Origin of the sequence: Algoriphagus sp. (assembly GCF_024305035.1) — a bacterium.
Lineage (GTDB): Bacteria > Bacteroidota > Bacteroidia > Cytophagales > Cyclobacteriaceae > Algoriphagus.
Genome location: NZ_JAMWZB010000017.1, coordinates 86,521 through 106,299, shown reverse-complemented (window position 1 = coordinate 106,299; position 19,779 = coordinate 86,521). Strand labels below are relative to the sequence as shown.

Below are 19,779 nucleotides of genomic sequence, written 5' to 3'. Positions count from 1 at the left end.
CAGGGGTCAGATGGAATCTCGCAATTCTAATCCTCCCGCTGTGTGACGGGTACGTCATGCTCGATTTCATCTGTTTATAATTTGTTTTTCAGGGGTCAGATGGAATCTCGCAATTCTAATCCTCCCGCTGTGTGACGGGTACGTCGTGCTCGATTTCATCTGTTTATAATTGTTTTTGAACAGTCAGATGGAATACCCTGGATAATCATTCTCCTGTGTGTCGACTATTCGACATGGGTATTTCATCTGTTTATAATTTGTTTTTTTTAACGGTCAGAGGGAATCTCGCATGATTGATAGTTAGGTCAATGTGTCCCGGTTTGTGTCATGCTTGATTTCGTAAGTGGTGAGAAGTTATAAATTGTGCCCATTGAGAATCATCCCTTCGTTTACGGTCTTCAGGTAGGTGGCGATTTTGCCGTCCTCTCCGATTTCGCAAACCCGAAAGGAAGGGAAGGGATTGCCCCATGAACCGCCAAAATGTCCAGACCAGAGGAATGGTTTTTTCCGGTAAAGCATTTGTCCATCCACGTCATGATCATGACCGTGAAAGGTGGCTTTGACATTGGGGTAGCTGGTTACTAAATCAAGAAAATCGGTGCAAGCCACACCATGGCGAGTCCAGTCATTTTGGGAGATGTGGATGAAGACGACTACCTGTTCCAGCTGGTTAAATTCTTCGAGTTTGGCAGAAGCAAACGCTAAATCTGCACATAGGTATTCTCCGGTTTCATTGGAACAGTCTAGCAGGATAACTCCCAACTGATTTTGATGGATAAATGCAAAATTGCTGGGTCTTCCCCAGATTTCCTCCCAAGTCTCTAGGCTCACCCGATCATGATTTCCCCGGCAAGTAAAATAGGGAACGGAGAGTTGATCGTAGGCTTTTTTGACCTCCGGCATCCAGTTAGGGTCATCATGAATCAGGTCCCCGTTAAATACGACGAAATCCAGGTCTTTTTCTTGGTTAAGCGCCTGGATAAGTTGCTGATGGGAAGCCTTAAAATCGGTGTCGGGTTGACCGAAATGGCCATCAGAGGCGGTGATAAACTTGATTTTGGTCTTTTTGGGAAAATCCATTTTCCCATGAAGCAAAAAGGGCATAGTCATAAGAGATGAACCAATGAGGCTGATTTTTTGGAGAAAAGGTCTGCGTTGCATGAATACAAGATATTTTAAAATAGGGGAAAGAAATAGAATCCAGTGGAATTTTGCCTTTCAGAATTTTTAAACAAGTGCCAGTTTCGAAGCTAAGTGTTGATAATTAATAATTTATCAACTTATTTTTTGAAAATAAATGAATAGAAGCGGATCTTTGCATGCCCTTAAAAATTCACCTTTAAAAATGCGGAAAACGCTTTGGTCATTTATTTTACTAGTCCTTCTTTTTTTGACCGCAAACCAGGCGTTGATGGGACAATGCACGGATTGTGACGTTACCGTGGATGGGAATAATGCGCCGGTAGGCACATTTTCAAATGGAGCGAAAGTTTGCATCACGGGAAACCGGACCACCCAGCTCACTTTTGATAATAGAAATGCTATTCAGATCTGCCTAGCGGATGGTGCTTCTTGGAATGGAGATTTCAATCAATTAGCAGGCCTGAGTGAAATTCAAAATTATGGTTCTTTAACCTTTAATTCCAATCCCAATGGAAACTGGACCATCACCAACTATGGATCATTGGAATTCAGTCAAAACTTAAATTCCAATAAGACGATTTTCAATTTTGGTCAAATGACCGTCAATGGAAATTTTAATGTGAATTCAAATTCCAGATTAGAAAGCAATGGAACCCTGGCTATCAGTGGAAGCACCAATTTTAACAGTAATGGAAATGTGGTGTTAGTTGGAGAAACCTTTATTGCAGGGTCCGTGGTGGTCAATTCCAATACCGATATCCAACTGTCGGGAAATTTTGAAATTTCTGGGGCACTTCAGCTCAATTCGAATAGCTCCATTTCAGGGATCAATTCTAATTTCTGTAATTTTTTATCCGTAGGAGGCGCTTTCTCGAATGGGGGTCAAATCAGAGGAAACGGGCTCGAATCACCCAATTCCATTTTGTACGTGAATAAAACACCGAGCGGAACGGCACTCTCGGAAGGAGCCCAGGTTGGGGCTTGTCCAAGTTTCGACTGTGTGGAAACCTATTCGGTTTTGACTAGCAATGGGTTTGATGAAATTTATATTTATCATTGTTCGGATAAGTTGACAATTCCTGAGCTGTTGGCAGATGAAGAGATTTTGGACGTGGAAGTAGCTTTAGTTGCTGGTGCAGGTGGAGGTGGTTTTGGAGAGGCTGCCGGAGGAGGCGGAGCAGGCGGAGTAGTGACTGCGAATGGAATTTCCTTAAAGGTAGGCCAAACCTATCCGGTGGCGGTAGGACCGGGTGGATATGGATCCAACCAGGCCAATACACAAGGCCATAGTGGCTACCCCTCTGTTTTTTTTGGATTGATTGCCAACGGCGGAGGTGGGGGTGGATCCAAAGGTCAGGGTTTTCAGGATGGTCTTCCGGGAGGAAGTGGTGGGGGCGCCGGAGCGGATGAAACAGGTGGTGGAAATGGCAACGGCAACGGCAACGGCAACGGCAACGGCAACGGCAATGGCAACGGCAACGGCAAAGGGAATGGCAACGGGAATGGCAAAAATAGACTGAACAATAATGGCCAGGGTAATGGAGGGCAAAGCCAAAACGCTAATGGCAAGGGTAACGCAAATGGAAATCGGGGGGGGAATGGAGAAAATGGAGGAAATAGTAATCAATTGAATGGCGGAGGAGGCGGAGGAGCAGGATCCAATGGATTAGACGGTAAAAATAATAATCCTGGAGAGGGAGGTGCTGGTATTTCTCTTGCTATTTTGAACGGGTTCTCTGGGATACCCAATGCCTTTGCAGGTGGAGGGGGAGCCACCGGACGAAATCCTGCCCAGCAATATGGAAAAGGTACGGGAGGATTTTTTTCAGGAATAAAACTGGGAGGAGACGGGGATCATTTGGATCCTGGAGACTCTAATTCTGATGGAATCGGTCAGGAAGGGCGTCCCAATACCGGTTCGGGTGGAGGGGCTGGAAGTGTCCGAGGGGGCGCGGGTTCGGCCGGTAAAGTCATCATTCGAATCTCTTATCGCATTTTGGCCTTGGAGTTTGATCAAATAAATGCGGTTTATGATCCCAAATTCCAAAGCGTAAAGGTCGATTGGTCTTTATTTGCACAGCAGGGAGACCTGAATCTGACCGTACAGCGATCAACAGATCAAACCAAAACCTGGGATGAAATCTATCAGATGGACACCTTGGTGGAAGAAAATTCGAAGCTGTCATTTTCTTTCCAGGATCAGGAATTAGCCCGAGCACATGAAACTATTTTCTACCGCATCAAAGGAGAAGATTCAAACGGAAAAATCGGTTTTAGCAATCTGGTTTCTGTTCAGCTGCCTGCCCAGTCTGAAGGTGCGCTTTGGAAGGTTTTTCCCAATCCGATTGGCACATCCGATGTTCAAATTATACCTGCAGGTTTGGAAAGAGAGTTTACAGGTGAGATTGGAGTTGCCCTTTCTGATTTTTCCGGAAAAGCATTTAGTTTTATCGCATCGAATCCGGTAGAATTAGCTCAAAGATTAAATGAATACCTTAAATCAGCCAAAAAAGGAATTTACGTGCTTCAACTCTCTGACTCTAGGGGGCAAAGCATAATCAAGCTGATGAAGTAACCTGCCCATTCCTATTCTGAGGGCTGGGATTTACCTACGTTTTATAAAAATCCCTGCTTGAATTTTTCATCCAGCAGGGATTTTTTACCCCAATTGATCTTAGTTGTTTGCTTCCACCCATTTTCTGGCCTGAATGAAAGCCTCTAGCCAAGGGGTGAACTCATCCTGCCTCTGGCTTGGATAATGAGCCCAGTTCCAGGGTTTCAGACTTCGTTCGATGTGTGGCATAATCGCCAGATGTCTGCCATCCTCTGAAGCAATTCCCGCTACTGCATAATCCGAACCGTTGGGGTTACCGGGATAGGCATCATAGCTATATTTCATGCCAATCTGATAGCTGCTTTCGGTCTCGGGTAATTGGAATTTTCCTTCTCCATGAGCTACCCATACCCCCAATCGCTGACCGCTCAAAGCACCAAGCATGACGGTATTGTTTTGCGGAATAGTCACGTTGACAAATGCTGATTCAAATTTGTGGCTCTCATTGTGAAGCATTTTGGCCTTGGAAGCATTTGTTTTCCCAACCAAACCTAATTCAACCATCAGTTGACAGCCGTTACAAACGCCCAAGCTAAGCGTATTAGCTCTAGCGTAAAACTGATCCAGTGCCTGTTTGGCTTTTGGATTATACAGGAATGCACCAGCCCAACCTTTGGCTGAACCCAATACATCGGAATTGGAAAATCCGCCCACAAATACAATCATGTTTACATCGGAAAGATCCTCCCGCCCGGCTATTAGATCGGTCATGTGAATATCTTTCACTTCAAAGCCAGCCAGCCAAAGGGCATAGGCCATTTCCCGATCTCCATTTACCCCTTTTTCTCGGATGATGGCGGCCTTGGCTTTTCCTTTTTGATTTCGGAAAGGATCCAGTCCCGCCTTTTTGAGATTTCCTTCCCAATCCCGCGCAAATGCATAGCTTAGCGGTTGATTTTTGTAATTCTCAAATCGGTCTTTGGCGAGTTTTTCTCCGCTTTGTTTTCTATCCAATAGATAGGAGGAGCGAAACCAGATATCCCGCATTTCAGATACAGATACAGTTAAATCAAGTCCATCAAGACGGACCTGCCCTCCCGTATTGACATCGGCAATGGAAATGAAATCGATCCCGTAATTATGTAAAATAGCCCGAACTTTTTCAGTTTCGTTTACTTGAATCAATACACCTGGATTTTCTGCAAAAAGCGCTTTTACCAAATCTGGTTCCCCGAATCGGTCTGTTTTTACGTTCAGTCCTGCTTGAGCAGAGGGAAAACACATTTCCAAAAGTGAGGTGATTATTCCTCCTGCTGAGATATCGTGACCGGACAAAACCAATCCCTGCTCGATTAGTTTTTGCACCGCCATAAAGGCATGGCTAAAGTAGTCTGCGTCTTGGACGGTAGGTGTTTCTTGACCGATCTTGTTGAGCACCTGGTAAAAGCTTGATCCGCCAAGTTTGGCAGCGTCTTTTGAAAAATCGATCCAGTAGATTTTAGAACCTTCCACAGGCTGAAGTGCAGCTTTAACGGTTTTATTGATGTCAGCGCATTCTCCCACCGTAGAAATGATCACAGTTCCTGGGGCATAAACCACTTTACCGTCGGGATATTTTTGCGTCATGGATAGGGAATCTTTTCCTGTCGGAATGTTGATTCCCAGTTCGATCGCAAAATTAGATACCGCTTCCACAGCCCGGTATAGCCTGTCGTTTTCCCCCTTGTTTTTTGCCGGCCACATCCAGTTGGCAGAAAGGGAAATGCCTTTCATTCCTTCAGCAATGGGGGCAAAAACCAAGTTGGTCAGGGCTTCTGCGATCGCCAATCTGCTGCCTGCCTCCGGATTAGCTAATGCTGCTACAGGAGCATGCCCGATGGAAGTAGCAATTCCTTTGTTTCCGGTGTAGTCCAAGGCCATAACCGCCACATCATTGAGAGGAAGTTGGATCTCGCCGACGGTTTGCTGCGTGGCTACCCGCCCGGTAACGGACCGGTCCACCTTATTGGTCAACCAGTCTTTACAGGCTACTGCTTCGAGCTGAAGGACTGCTTCCAGATAGGATTTTAGCTGTGCGATTTGATAACTTCCCTCACTAAAGTCAGCATGGGAAGTAGCATCTTCCAGGATAGTTTTTGGAGAGGAACCAAACATATACCTCAAATTCCAATCTACCGGTTTTTCACCGGTTTTTTGATTTTCAAACTTGAAATGCATGTCTCCAGTTGTCTCCCCGACCACGTAAAAAGGCGCTCTTTCCCGTTCAGAGAGCTGTTTTAGTGTGGGGATGTCTTTTTTGTCCACGACCATTCCCATTCGCTCTTGGGACTCATTGCCGATAATTTCCTTCGCAGATAGGGTAGGGTCACCTACGGGTAATTGATCGATGTGAATCGTTCCTCCGGTATTTTCAACCAGTTCGGAAAGACAATTTAAGTGTCCTCCCGCACCGTGATCGTGAATGGAAATAATCGGGTTGTCCTCGCTTTCGGCCATAGCCCGAATGACGTTGGCTACCCGTTTTTGCATCTCCGGGTTTGAGCGTTGAATCGCATTGAGTTCGATCGCATTGGAAAGCTCCCCGGTATTGAGGGAAGAGACCGCTGACCCCCCCATCCCGATGCGGTAATTGTCTCCGCCCATGATGACGATTTGATCTCCGGTTTTCGGTTCTGCTTTTTTGGTGTATTTGGCATTGGTGAAGCCTACACCACCGGCAAGCATGATGACTTTGTCAAAGCCATATTGTGTCCCATTTTCCTCGTGTTCAAAGGTTAGCAGGGAGCCTGAAATCAAGGGTTGACCAAATTTATTTCCAAAGTCCGAAGCCCCATTGGAGGCTTTGATCAAAATATCCATCGGGGTCTGATAGAGCCAGGGTCTTTCGGTAAGTTTCTCTTCCCAAGATCGATTCTTTTCACTCCTAGGGTAAGAGGTCATGTAAACGGCAGTTCCCGCCAATGGGATAGAGGCCGTTCCTCCAGCCAGACGGTCTCGGATTTCCCCACCTGATCCCGTTGCCGCACCGTTGAAAGGCTCGACGGTAGTGGGAAAATTGTGGGTTTCCGCTTTCAGGGAAATGACCGTGTCGATTTCGCGCTGTTCAAAAAAGTCGGCTTGATGTTGGGTTTTAGGGGCAAATTGAAAAGCTTTGGGGCCTTGTACGAATGCCACATTGTCTTTGTAGGCAGAAGCGATTCGATTTGGGTTTTTCTTGGACGTTTCCTTGATGAGTTGAAACAGAGTCATCGGTTTTTCTTCCCCATCAATGATAAAGGTGCCATTAAAGATTTTGTGCCGGCAATGCTCTGAATTGACCTGGGAAAATCCAAAAACCTCCGAGTCCGTCAAGGGTCTTCCGAGTTGATCGGAAACCTTTTCAAGATAGCTTACCTCTTCCTCACTGAGCGCGAGTCCTTCTTTCTGATTGTAGGAGGCGATATCCTCAACCTGCTGTATGGATTCGGGTTGAATATCAATGTCAAAAATCTGTTGCGTGAGCCCATCGTATGCCTTTTGAAGCATGGGATCTAGTTGATCCCCTTCAGATATAGGGGAAAATTCTTCAATCCGCTGAATTCCAGAGATGCCCATATTGAGGGTGATTTCCACCGCATTGGTGGACCAGGGAGTGATCATTTCCTTTCGTGGTCCGGAAAATTTTCCAGTTATCTGAGCATCTGAAAGGGCTTGGGCCTCTCCAAAAAGCCAGGAGAGTTTAGCAAGATCATCAGGGGCGAAAGGTTGAGGGGTCTGTACAGCGTAAACGCTTTTTTGAGGGGATTCAAAGAAGAAAATCATGTCCTTGAGCTGGTAAGCTGCAAAGGTAAGGAATTGGTAGAAGGAATGGAAAAGCAAAAGATGAGAAAATCCTTCCCTTTTCCATTCTTTGAAAGAAATCCTTAAAATAGACCGCTGATGGTACCCTCCTGGTCGATATCAATCCTTTCGGCGGCAGGGACTAGCGGTAGGCCTGGCATCCTGAGGATTTCCCCAGCGATAGGAATGATAAATCCTGCCCCAGCTGCTATTTCGAAATCTCGGATTTGAACCTCAAATCCTTGTGGTCTTCCAAGCTTTTTCTCATCATCACTGAGACTTTTTTGGGTTTTTGCGATGCAAATGGGGAGATTGCCATAGCCCAACTCTTCAAATCTCTTTAGTTTATTTTTAGCGGCCTGAGTTAACACCACAGCGTCTGCTCCATAAATGGTTTGGGCTACTTTTTCGATTTTGAGAACTGGGCTGTCTTCTAGATTATAGGTGAATTTTATTCCTTTGGAATCATTTTGTTCGGCCGTTTTTACCACTTTTTGAGCAAGGTCTACACAACCTAGTCCGCCCTTGGCCCATCCCTCACTTAGTGCCGCTGAAATGCCTTTTCGTTCACAATAATCCAAAAGAAGTGATTTTTCCGTCTCGGTATCACTTGAGAAGACATTGATCGCAATTACCACCGGTACACCGAATGAGTTGAGTGCGTCCAGGTGACCATCCAGATTTGCAAACCCTTGAGTTAAGGCTTCGATATGCTCTTTTTCCAGATCCTTCAAGGCCTGACCTCCGTGATATTTTAAGGCTCGTATGGTAGCTACAAGTACGATGGCTTTCGGTGCTAGTTGGGCTTGGCGACACTTGATGTTTAGGAATTTTTCTGCGCCGAGATCTGACCCAAAACCGGCTTCGGTCACCACATAATCGCTGAGGCTCATTGCGATTTTAGTCGCTAAAATTGAATTGGTACCTTGTGCGATATTCGCAAATGGCCCTCCATGGATTAGCGCAGGATTGTGCTCGAGGGTTTGGACAAGATTGGGCTTGATCGCCTCTTTCATCAAAGCGGCCATGGCCCCTTGCGCATGGAGGTCTCGGGCAAAAATGGCCTCACCCGACAGGGTATCTCCGATGTAGATCTGTGCAAAACGCGCTTTGAGATCAGAGATGCTTTTACTTTGGCATAAAATAGCCATGACCTCGCTAGCCGCCGTGATAGTGAACCCGCTTTCCCGAGGAATTCCACCGGTGGTTCCTCCCAATCCCAAAACAATACTGCGAAGCGCCCGGTCATTCATGTCCAAGGTCCGTTTCCAAAGTACTTTTCTAGGATCTAAATGAAGGTTTCTCTTTTTGCTTTGCATGTTATTGTCAATCAATACCGCCAAAAGATTATTTGCCTTTTCAATAGCAGAAAAGTCCCCTGTAAAGTGTAGATTGATGTCTTCCATTGGAATAACCTGACTTCGTCCTCCGCCGGCAGCCCCTCCTTTAATACCAAAGACAGGACCCAGGCTCGGCTCACGGATTACCGCAGTGCCTTTTTTTCCGATTTGGTTCAAAGCGTCCACCAAGCCGATCGTAGTAGTGGTTTTGCCTTCCCCAGCAGGAGTGGGCGTAATGGCAGTAACCAGAATGAGCTTACTTCTTTGGACTGCCTCTTCCTCTAAAAATGACAGCGGAAGTTTGGCTTTAAATTTTCCATAGTATTCTAGGTCTTTCTCTGGAATGGACAGCTTTTCTGCAATTTCACGGATGGGGGCCGGAACGGTTAGATTTGCAATTTCGAGATCGGTCATGGAATTAAATTTTTAGCGAAGTTAAGGTGGAGACTTGGTAATTCATGGGTCAAGCGTTTGTTTAAAAAATGATTTTAGTCAGTTGAGCATTCCTGAGTTAGGATCCTACTAGTCGTTTACCGTTATTCCCATTCATGCTCTTTGACCCCTAGAAAGTTGGGTTGAATTTGCCCAGCACTTACCAAAAAAAAATAGGCTGGGGGTAGTGGTGTTCCTGTTTTCCATCCAGTAGTCAGAAGCTTGAAAAACTGCGTTAAAAAAAACCAAACGGATATAGTTACCAGATGAAGCTAATCAAACGCTGTGGATGAAAACCAATTCTTCAAATGGGAGAGGTAAGCAGTCAAGGAAGTGCTCGAAGCCATCGTGGAACCTGGTTTTGACATTCTTCGGAGGCAGACCGATGGGAGGTCTTAGCTGGTCGAAGAATAGCTCACAGGATAATTTTGAAAATTTTCCTGCTCTACTGAAACCGATGAGAAGAAAGTTCGTGAAAGTCTCTTGTTGCATCAGCTTTTAAATGAAAAGGCTCCAGTGATTTTTGGGAAGCGTGATGGATTCTGGGTGCTCCTATCTTCGAACATGGTAAAAAAGCTAAAGGAAGTAAACGGAAACATTCCCCTATTGTAGGTTGCAAAACGGAAAGTTTCCTTGCGATTTGCCCAAAACCGTGATCAAAAAGAATGGGGGCTGATCCAGTACCCAACCTGGGGCATGCCAATTTGCCATTCTGGGTTTCCCTAATTTTCAATCCCATGTAATCGAGCTGGACTAAAAAGTCATTCACTGGTAGGAGGATCGACCCCGCCAGATTCCTGGTAACCTTTACCCTTCAATTATACCTCTATACCATTTTTATTAAGGGTAAGGAGAACATAAAAATGGGAAAAAATGAAGCTTAAAAAACAAAATAAAATATTTCAAAATCAACTAATTATAGATGAAAAGTAATCGTATGGTTTGCTGTGAACTTTCTTTCAAAATAATATTTGATGAAAAACCATGGAAACTTTGTGGATGTAAATAGTTTCCGTAGTTTTGTGTCCCAATTCTAATGATTGCGTGGAGATGAGAGATAAAATATTGGATGTTTCAATGGAGCAGTTCGCCCGCTATGGAGTCAGGAATATTACCATGGACGACCTGGCAAGGCAAGTAGGGATATCCAAAAAAACACTGTATCAGGAATTCAAGGATAAAAAGGAGTTGGTCATGGAGGCATTTCATCGAATGCTTTCCTTGGATCAAGAGAAAATGTGCTTTATCATGGAGTCTGAAGACGGCGTCATTGAGCACTTGGTCAATTTGTCAAAATTGATGCGCGAGCGACTCAGCGGAATTAATCCGATTGCCATTTTGGAAGTCCAGAAATATTTTCCTGATGCCTGGGAGATTTTCGAGAAGCATAAGGAAGAAGTGATCCTATTGGATCTGGTCAATGTCCTGGAGAAGGGCAAGAAACTAGGCTATTTCAGAGAGGAAATCGATTCCACTATCTTAGCCCGACTCCGGGTGAATCAAATCACTTCCGCTTTGGAGCAAACCAATCACCACACCGATTCACATGACCTAGTGGAGGTCCAAATGGAAATGATGGATCATTTTCTTCATGGGATATTCACTCAAAAAGGTCGTGAAGCTTATTATAGTCAACAGAAAAAACAAGATTGAACCCTACAGGAATGAAAAAAAACCTTTTTGCCTTATGGCTGATTTTCTCATTTTCTTTAGCCCTTCAGGCTCAGGAGCAGGTGAGAATGACTCTACAAGAGGCACTTTCACTCTCTCTTGAGAATAACGTCAATGTTAAAAACGCCAGACTGGAGACTTTAATCTCCAAGGCTACGATTAAGGAAACTACTGCCAGTGGCCTTCCTCAAATCAACGGTGCATTTGATGTAAACTACAATCCGGCGATTCCGGTTGTCTTCTTACCGAATGAACCGCCCTTTGGAGATCCAAACATCCCTTCGGATGTAATTCCAGCGCGATTTGGGGTGAGTTTTACCTCTTCCTTAAGCGCAAATGTCCGCCAGATGATTTTTGATGGGTCATTCTTTGTAGGTCTCCGCGCGGCCAAGACCTACAAGCAACTCACCGATTATGATCTGGAAAAAACAGAAACCGATGTAATCGAGTCGGTCAAGAAGGCTTATTTTGGCGTCTTGGTGAACCAGGAGCGAATCAGACTGGCCCAGTCAAATCTTGCGCGGGTGGATACACTTTTGAATGAAACACGGGCCTTAAATGAGGCAGGTTTTGCCGAGAAAATTGATGTGTCGAGAATTCAGGTTCAACGAAACAACACCTTCACCCAGTTGGAGCGAAGTCGCGCGGCACTGGAGATTTCCATGCAGCTTTTAAAACTGCAAATCGGCCTTCCGATGGAATACGACTTGGAGTTGGAAGAAAATTTGGAAGAGTTCAATAGTTTGGAAGAGGTCTCCGCGCTGTTGACCGAACAGGGATCTGAGCGAATTGAAGTCAAACAAGTCAATACCAATATTGAATTGGTCGGATTGGACATTAAAAACAATCAGTCTCAATATATGCCTTCGATCGATTTTGTGGGGAACATTCAGCGAGCCGGGGCAGGGAATGAAATCAGTTCGGTGTTCAATAGTCAAAATTGGTTTGGAAGCTCCCTGATTGGGGTGAGTATGACAATTCCGATTTTTGACGGGTTTTTAAAAAGTGCTAAGATCCAAAAGAATAGGATACAGATTCAGCAGTTGGAAAATCAGCGAAATTACCTCAAGGAAAGTATAAAAAGCGAAATTTTCTCTGCTAAAACTAACTTGAAAAATGACTTAAGTTTACTTCAAGTTCAACAGGAAAATCTGGCCTTGGCTCGAGAAGTCTTTGATATGGCCCGAATCAAATACAATGAAGGAGTGGGATCCAATCTCGAAGTAGTGGAAGCTGATGCGGCATTAATCGAGGCAGAGATCAATTATTTATCCGCACTTTACGACGGCTTAGTTTCCAAAGTGGATTTGGAAAAAGCCCTAGGAATATTAAAAACATCAATTGAAAATCAAACCAACTAGTATCCTTTTTCTGAAAGGAGAAAAACCGTAAAAATGACCATGAAAGGAACCTTGAAATTTTTACCCATCAGCTTTGCGATGATTTTGGCAGTGAGCTGTGCACAAGAGGATAGCATCGAAGCGAAAAAGGCGGAGTTGGAAAAGCTAAAAGCTGAAGTGATTGAGCTCAACGGCTCCATCCGCGAATTAGAATCCGAGCTGACCAAGTTGGATCCGGAGTTTGCCAAACAAAATCAAAAGTCCATTCTCATCACCACCGCGGATGCTCAGAAAAGCAATTTTGAGCATTTTGTAGAGGTGACCGGAGCAGTCTTGTCTAAGAAAAATGTTAGCATTTCTGCTGAAACTTCGGGTAGGATTGTCGAAATCCCAGCCATCGAAGGAATGCGGGTCAATACAGGGCAAGTGTTAGCTCAAATCGATGCGGAAGGGATTCAACGAAATATCGAAGAAGTCGAAAACTCGTTACAATTGGCACGTACGCTTTTTGAAAAACAGGAGCGGTTGTGGAATCAGCAGATCGGGACAGAAGTCCAATACCTGGAAGCAAAAAACAGAAAAGAAGGATTGGAGCGAAATCTGGCTTCATTAAAAACCCAATTGGATAAAGCTTTTGTCCGGGCACCCTTTAACGGAACGATCGAGACCGTACAGGTAAGATTGGGAGAGTTGGTTCAGCCAGGTACTCCGATGTTCCAGTTTGTAGGGGAAAGTGACCTTTTTATCGAGGCGGATATTTCGGAATCCTACGTGGGTGTTTTGAATAAAGGGGATTCGGTCAGGGTAAATTTCCCATCCATTGGTCAGGAAATAAAAACCAAAGTATCCTCGGTAGGCTCCATCATCAACCCAAACAATCGGACCTTCAAAGTAGAGGTATTTTTGCCCAAGCTAGAAATGGTCAAGCCTAATATGCTAGCGGTCATGAAGATCAAAGATTATGAAAATCCCAATGCGGTGGTCGTTCCGTCCAAATTGGTATTGAGTGATAATCAAGGGGACTATGTTTTTGTAGTGAAGGAAGGAAAGGCTCAAAAAATCTACGTGAAGCGAGGAAAAACCTTCCAGCAGAATGCCGAGATTCTCGAGGGCTTGACAGGAAATGAGCAGTTGGTGGATAAAGGCTTCCGAGAAGTAGGAGACAATTTTAATGTGAACATTGCGCAGCAGTAAATCATGGCCGAGCAAAAAAAATTAAATACAACAAGAGAGTTTGGGATCACTAGTGCGAGTGTGGATAATTCCACCTCGATCGTAATTCTGACCCTGATCATCACGGTATTGGGATTGGGTGCCTACCGTACCATGCCCAAAGAGAGTTTTCCCGAAGTCGTTATTCCCACCGTTTATGTGGGAACGCCTTATCCCGGCAATTCTCCCGTGGATATGGAAAACTTGATCACTCGACCGATTGAGAAGGAGCTTAAATCCCTCAATGATGTAAAGGATATCAAATCCACTTCGGTTCAGGATTTCTCTTCGATTGTCGTAGAATTTAATCCAGGTGTGGAGATTTCAAAAGCCATCCAGGATGTCAAAGACGCAGTGGATAAATCCAAGAGTGAATTGCCTTCAGATTTGGATCAAGATCCGAATGTATTAGAAGTGAATACCTCTGATTTCCCGATTATGAATGTGAATATTTCTGGGAATTATTCGGAAGCCGAACTGAAGAAATTTGGGGAATATTTGGAAGATGAAATTGAAAAGCTTCCCGAAATCTCAAAAGCTGATCTGGCCGGAACGGTAGAGCGTGAAATTCAAATCAATGCAGATCCTTACAAAATGGAGTCTGTTGGGGTGACCTTTGATGATATCGCCAATGCAGTGAGATCCGAGAATGTAACCATTTCAGGAGGTAGTATCAGAGGAGGTGATTTTCAGCGTACGCTTCGGGTGGATGGGGAATTTACCGATCCCATGGATATTTTGGATGTGATTGTCAAAACGGATAATCAAAAAATCGTCTATCTCCGGGATGTGGCTGAGGTAAAGGATACCTATAAAGACCGGACCTCCTATGCTAGAATGAAAAACCTCCCGGTGGTCACGATCAATGTAGTCAAACGAAGCGGGGAGAATTTGTTGTTTGCCGCAGATAAAATCAAGCAAATCATCGAAGAAACCAAAGCCAACCGGTTTCCACCGGATTTGGAGATTACCATCAACAATGATCAAAGTAAAACTACCCGTACTCAGGTCAGTGATTTGGAAAACTCCATCATTTTTGGAGTGATCCTAGTCGTATTAGTTTTGATGTTTTTCCTAGGATTTCGCAATGCCCTTTTCGTAGGGTCCGCTATTCCGCTTTCGATGTTTATTTCCTTTTTGGTGCTCAATGCCTTTGGGATCACCCTCAATTTGATGGTGTTGTTTTCCCTGATCTTGGCTTTGGGAATGCTCGTGGATAATGGAATCGTAGTGGTGGAGAATATTTACCGTTTGATGTCTGAGGGCAAATCTCCGATCGTCGCGGCAAAAGAAGGAGTAGGAGAGGTGGCTTGGCCCATTATTACATCCACAGCGACTACTCTTGGCGCTTTTATGCCCTTGGCATTTTGGCAGGATACGATCGGTGATTTCATGAAATACCTGCCGATTACTTTAATTATCGTATTGACTTCCTCTCTTTTTGTAGCCTTGGTTATCAATCCGGTCATGACTTCCATGTACATGAAAATTGAAGACGTTACCAAAGAAAAGCCCAAGCAAAAATCAATTATTGTTGCAGGTATATTTCTGGTCTTGTCTACGATTTTTTATCTACTGGGATGGACGGCCTTTGGATCACTGACCTTGGTAGCTTGTGTGTTGACCCTATTCAATGTGTTTTTACTCAGAAAGGCGATCCGATGGTTTCAGACGGTTTTTTTGGTTCGATTGGAAAATGCCTATGAAGGTCTTTTAACGTATTCTCTTCGAGGTAAAAATCCTTACTTCCTATTCGGTGGGATCAATTTACTCTTACTCTTCTCGCTGGCTCTGCTTTTTATCAGAGCCCCAAAGGTGCTTTTCTTTCCGGATAATCAACCGCAATTGATCAATGTCTATGTGGAGTTTCCAATGGGAACCGATATTGAGGCAACCAATGAATTTGTGGATGAATTTGAGGATCGAATCGCCGAAAGTTTGGGTGAATACAATGAGATCATTGAGTCGATGATTTCCCAAATCGGGGAAGGAACCAGTGATCCGACCGAAGGATCCACGGGAGAGGCTACCCCACATAAAGCCAAAATCACCATTGGCTTTGTAGACTACATCGACCGGCAGGGAGTCAATACCAATAAGGCGATGGAAGAAATTCGTGAAATCGCCGAAGATTATGCGGGGGTGCTGATTACTGTGGATAAACAAAAGGCCGGACCTCCGGTAGGAAAAGCGATCAACATTGAGTTTTCCGGAGAGGACTACGATCAGTTGATCAGTTGTGTCAACCGTACCCTTGAATTTCTCAACAGTAAAAATGTGCCCGGGGTGGAGGAATTAAAGACCGATTTGTCTTTGGGGAATCCAGAGCTTATCGTGGATATAGACCGCGACAAAGCACGGAGATTTGGACTTTCCACCTCTACCATCGCCACTGAAATGAGGACCTCACTGTTCGGGTTGGAGGTTTCCAAGTACAAAGAGGGGGAAGATGATTATCCGATTCAACTTCGATTGAAAGAGGATTATCGCTACGACGTCAATGCGCTGATCAATAAAAAAATAGGTTTCCGGGATAAGTTTGGGGAGAAACGTGAAGTGCCGGTTTCTGCTGTTGCAGACATTGAATTTGGGTCCACGTATGGCTCGGTCAAGCGAAAAGACTTGGAAAAAGCAGTAACTATTTATTCCAATGTTTTGGACGGATACAATGCTACTGAGATCAATTTAGCCCTTCGGGAATACATGGCTGGTTTCGAAGTTCCAGATGGAATTTCCGTTAAATTCACAGGAGAGCAGGAGGAACAGGCCAAGTCGATGGAGTTTTTGATCCGAGCCCTAGGAATTGCAGTATCCCTGATTTTCTTGATTATCGTAGCTCAGTTTAACTCGGTGACCACTCCATTCATCATCATGGCCTCGGTGGTATTGAGCACCATTGGTGTGTTTTTGGGATTGGTGATTTTCAATATGGATTTTGTGGTGATCATGACCGGGATTGGAATTATTTCACTTGCAGGGGTAGTGGTAAACAATGCGATTGTATTGATTGACTACACGAACTTGGTGCGGGCCAGAAAACGAGAAGAACTCGGGGTGTCTGAAGGTCAGTATTTGTCTTATCAGGATTTAGTGGGAAGTATCGTCGAATCCGGAAAGACGCGTCTCAGACCAGTCTTGCTTACTGCCATAACTACCGTATTGGGCTTAATTCCACTGGCCATCGGAATGAATATCAATTTCGGTACCTTATTGAGCGAATTTGACCCTCAATTTTACGTCGGCGGTGACAACGCAGATTTTTGGGGACCAATGGCTTGGACGGTCATATTTGGGTTAACCTTTGCAACCTTCCTTACGTTAGTGATTGTACCAGTCATGTACTTGCTGGCAGATAAATTGAACATGAAGCTGCGAAAGATAAAGGCATGATTGATTTAAGGTTGGTGGTTTTTTAGACAAAACCTCCGGGACATTGTTCCGGGGGTTTTTAAGTTTAGAGCCTGTCCGATCCTTCCAAGGAAAAGAGAATCACTAGCTGCCCAAAAAAACAAAAAAGCCCATAAACTGGGCTTTTTTAATTTCAACTCAAGGCTAGAAGGGAAGGTCCTCTTCTCGGGTTTCAGCCGGTTCTAGGGTAGAGGCAGGGGATTCGGAATTTCTTTTACCCAAAAACAGGAAGTCGTGCACGACGATTTCGGTGGTGTATCGTTTAATTCCTTCTTTGTCCGTATAGCTCCGGTTGGAAATTTTGCCTTCAATGGCAATCTCAGAGCCTTTGTCTGTGAATTTTTCGAGAATCTCAGCTTGTTTTCCCCAAAGAACCAAGCGATGCCAGGTGGTATTTTCCACGCGTTCGCCTTCTTGATTTTTGTAACTTTCGTTAGTTGCCAGGGACACTTTTCCCAGGACTTGTCCGGAGTCGAATTTTTGAAGTTCTACTTTGTCACCCAAGTGACCGATGAGCTGTACTTTGTTTCTTAGCGCATTCATATGGTTTGTTGTTTTAGTGAATGATGATTTTTTGATTTCGCCAGAAGTAAATCGTTGAGCCAAAATTGCATCCCAGGCCAAGAACCAGTCGGGAGACAGTCGAAAGTATCCGATAGTTGTCGTTTGTTATCAAATAAATTTGAGGGAATGATCAGCTAGACATTCAGGTTTTTAATAAATTTATGATCGATGAGCTAGTGGGATTTTCCCTATGAAATCTAGCAGGATTACGAAGTCACCCAGGGTAGGATGTCAACCCTGCAAGATTCCAGGTGACCTTTAGGATGAACTTAAAAACACCTGTAATGCTGGTAAGAATAAATCTTATCCAGGAGGATGATTATTCGAGTATTCTATTTGACCCTTGAAAAAATAATTGATAAACAGATGAATCTACCAATTACCGAGCAAATGCTTCGAGAAATAACCGAAGATTTGGAAATGGGCGCCACTTGTTATGTGGATAAAAATACCGGTGAAGTGCTGTCTATTCCAGAGGGCTGGGATTCTTTTGTCGATCGAAAACTATGGCAAGATATCATTGATAAAATCGATCAAAACTGGGATGACTATTGGGTCATCAGACCCATGGAGTCCTGGGAGGCATTTGAGGTGATGGAGGACTTTGTGGATTCGTTGGAAGACAGCAAAGTAGCCCGACGCCTGACAAACAGTCTTCAACACCGAAAGCCCTTTCAACAATTTAAGCGCATGATTCATGAATCTGACCTTCAAAAAGAGTGGTTTGCCTACAAGCTGAAACGCTATGCGGATTATATTCGAAACACACCGGATAAAGGGTTACCGGATGAATCGTGAAAATTTGGGTATTTGCTTTATTTTTGAACGATAGGATGTCATGTAAACGGTTGCTTTTCCTTTGAAAAAAATAACGATAGTCCCTGCTGAAATAAACGATTTGCCAGACGTGCTTAGCCTGGCCCGGACTGCTTTTATCCAAGCTTTCACCAGTGGAAACAAACCCGAAAATGTCCAACATTACTTGAATGAAGCCTTTACTTTGACACAGCTGAAAAAGGAGTTTGAAATCCCTTCCTCCCATTTTTTCTTGGCAAAAGGAGAGGATCAGCTTTTAGGTTATCTCAAAGTCAATGAAACGCCTTCCCAAACCGATATTCAGGATCCGGAAAGTTTGGAAATCGCCAGATTATATGTCCTTGAGGATTACCTGGGAAGGGGAGTGGGGCCCGCATTATTAAATTTTGCTATGGAGCTAGCCCGCCAAAAAGCAAAGAACTATCTCTGGTTGGGAGTCTGGGAGAAAAATGCCCGCGCAATCCGGTTTTATGAAAAAAATGGCCTCCGAATTTTTGGAAGCCATCCTTTTCCCTTTGGGGATGAAGTTCAGACCGATTATCTGATGCGGATTGATTTTTAAGAACCTAACTCTCCCCGTTCAGCCATGCGTTGCATCTTTTTGTTGGCATAAATGGCGACTTCAACCCGTCGGTTTTGGGCCCGGCCTCGATCGGTTTCATTACGCTCTAAGGGTGCGGATTCACCATAGCCGGTGCTCGTCATTCGAGCACTGTCCACGCCAAGATTGTTCAGGTAGGCTTGAACTGCATTGGCTCGGTCTTTAGAAAGCGAAAGGTTATAGTCTTCCTCTCCCACCGAGTCGGTGTGCCCTTCAACCCAAATGTGGGTGTCTTCGTACTTTTTTAGAGTGGTGGCTAGATTTTGAAGATTGGTGGTAGCATCCGAGCTGAGGGTGGATTGATCAAATCCAAAGAGAAGTCCTGAATCGAAGGTTATTTTGATGCCTTCTCCAACCCGTTCAACTTGGGCACCTTCTAAATCTCTGCGGAGCTCTTCGGCTTGTTTGTCCATTTCTCGGCCGATGATCGCACCTGCCGATCCACCAATGGCCGATCCAAGAATGATTCCTGTTGCGGTTTTTTCTTCTCCGGCGATCAGCCCACCAAGAATTCCACCTGCCGATCCACCGATAGCCGCCCCTTTAACCGCATTACTGGTTTTGCAGGAGGGTGTTCCTACCCATATTCCCATGATTCCTAGTCCTAGTAAAATGCTGTTTGACCTGTTCATATGCGTGTAATTTTACGGGTGGGCCATGAGATTTTCCGATAAACGAATCAGCGTTTTCGTTTGATAGGTTTGATCTCATGAATACTTATGTTTCTCCTACCATTTGCAAGTCGCGTACCAAAGAAATTCGATGACAAGTTAATCCAAGTTCCGTGGCTAGAAAGGTGAAGCATTAATGAAGTACTCAAGGCCTAGGATGGAATTGGGGAAATGATGGAATGAATACCCTGCATTTTATTTAAAAAAA

Annotated in this window: 12 protein-coding genes; 7 read left to right on the top strand and 5 right to left on the bottom strand. The window is 44.4% G+C overall.

Going from position 1 to position 19,779, the window contains the following annotated elements; translation table 11 throughout:
• Window positions 1–354 precede the first annotated feature (354 nt).
• Window positions 355–1,161, bottom strand: coding sequence for a metallophosphoesterase (locus Q0L00_RS11470; RefSeq protein ID WP_297337014.1), 807 nt, complete (start codon window positions 1,159–1,161; stop codon window positions 355–357).
• Window positions 1,162–1,297: 136 nt separating this feature from the next.
• Between Q0L00_RS11470 and Q0L00_RS11465 the strand changes: the two genes are divergently transcribed.
• Entirely contained in the window at window positions 1,298–3,718 is a 2,421-nt protein-coding gene (locus tag Q0L00_RS11465; RefSeq protein WP_297337013.1) for a T9SS type A sorting domain-containing protein, read from the top strand.
• Window positions 3,719–3,817: 99 nt separating this feature from the next.
• Here the strand turns inward: Q0L00_RS11465 and purL are convergent, their stop codons facing one another.
• Window positions 3,818–7,498, bottom strand: coding sequence for a phosphoribosylformylglycinamidine synthase (gene purL / locus Q0L00_RS11460; RefSeq protein ID WP_297337023.1), 3,681 nt, complete (start codon window positions 7,496–7,498; stop codon window positions 3,818–3,820).
• 101 nt (window positions 7,499–7,599) lie between these two features.
• Window positions 7,600–9,270, bottom strand: coding sequence for a formate--tetrahydrofolate ligase (locus tag Q0L00_RS11455; RefSeq protein ID WP_297337012.1), 1,671 nt, complete (start codon window positions 9,268–9,270; stop codon window positions 7,600–7,602).
• Window positions 9,271–10,338: 1,068 nt separating this feature from the next.
• On the opposite strand from Q0L00_RS11455, the gene Q0L00_RS11450 reads away from it, so the two are divergent.
• From Q0L00_RS11450 to Q0L00_RS11435, 4 genes are read left to right on the top strand one after another with little or no spacing between them, the layout of a single operon-like run.
• The gene (locus Q0L00_RS11450; RefSeq protein WP_297337011.1) at window positions 10,339–10,941 is read left to right on the top strand and encodes a TetR/AcrR family transcriptional regulator; all 603 of its coding nucleotides are present in this window, start codon (window positions 10,339–10,341) and stop codon (window positions 10,939–10,941) included.
• 11 nt (window positions 10,942–10,952) lie between these two features.
• On the top strand, window positions 10,953–12,320 hold the full coding sequence (locus Q0L00_RS11445; RefSeq protein ID WP_297337010.1) for a TolC family protein: 1,368 nt from the start codon (window positions 10,953–10,955) through the stop codon (window positions 12,318–12,320).
• A gap of 39 nt (window positions 12,321–12,359) precedes the next feature.
• Window positions 12,360–13,493 (top strand): efflux RND transporter periplasmic adaptor subunit, encoded by a 1,134-nt coding sequence (locus tag Q0L00_RS11440; protein WP_297337022.1) that lies wholly within the window; start codon window positions 12,360–12,362, stop codon window positions 13,491–13,493.
• Between the two features lie 3 nt (window positions 13,494–13,496).
• Entirely contained in the window at window positions 13,497–16,901 is a 3,405-nt protein-coding gene (locus Q0L00_RS11435; RefSeq protein WP_297337009.1) for an efflux RND transporter permease subunit, read from the top strand.
• 162 nt (window positions 16,902–17,063) lie between these two features.
• Here Q0L00_RS11435 and ssb read toward each other — a convergent pair whose 3' ends face one another.
• Entirely contained in the window at window positions 17,064–17,462 is a 399-nt protein-coding gene (gene ssb, locus Q0L00_RS11430) for a single-stranded DNA-binding protein (protein WP_297337008.1), read from the bottom strand.
• A 387-nt stretch (window positions 17,463–17,849) separates the two neighbouring features.
• Here ssb and Q0L00_RS11425 point away from each other — a divergent pair, with 387 nt between their 5' ends.
• Both Q0L00_RS11425 and Q0L00_RS11420 read left to right on the top strand, forming a co-directional pair.
• Window positions 17,850–18,281 (top strand): UPF0158 family protein, encoded by a 432-nt coding sequence (locus tag Q0L00_RS11425; protein WP_297337007.1) that lies wholly within the window; start codon window positions 17,850–17,852, stop codon window positions 18,279–18,281.
• A 61-nt stretch (window positions 18,282–18,342) separates the two neighbouring features.
• Window positions 18,343–18,861 carry a GNAT family N-acetyltransferase gene (locus Q0L00_RS11420; protein ID WP_297337006.1) on the top strand — a complete coding sequence of 173 codons (519 nt, stop codon included), beginning with the start codon at window positions 18,343–18,345 and terminating at the stop codon, window positions 18,859–18,861.
• On the opposite strand, the gene Q0L00_RS11415 is transcribed toward Q0L00_RS11420, so the two are convergent.
• Window positions 18,858–19,532, bottom strand: coding sequence for an OmpA family protein (locus Q0L00_RS11415; protein WP_297337005.1), 675 nt, complete (start codon window positions 19,530–19,532; stop codon window positions 18,858–18,860). The genes Q0L00_RS11420 and Q0L00_RS11415 overlap by 4 nt on opposite strands.
• Window positions 19,533–19,779 lie beyond the last annotated feature (247 nt).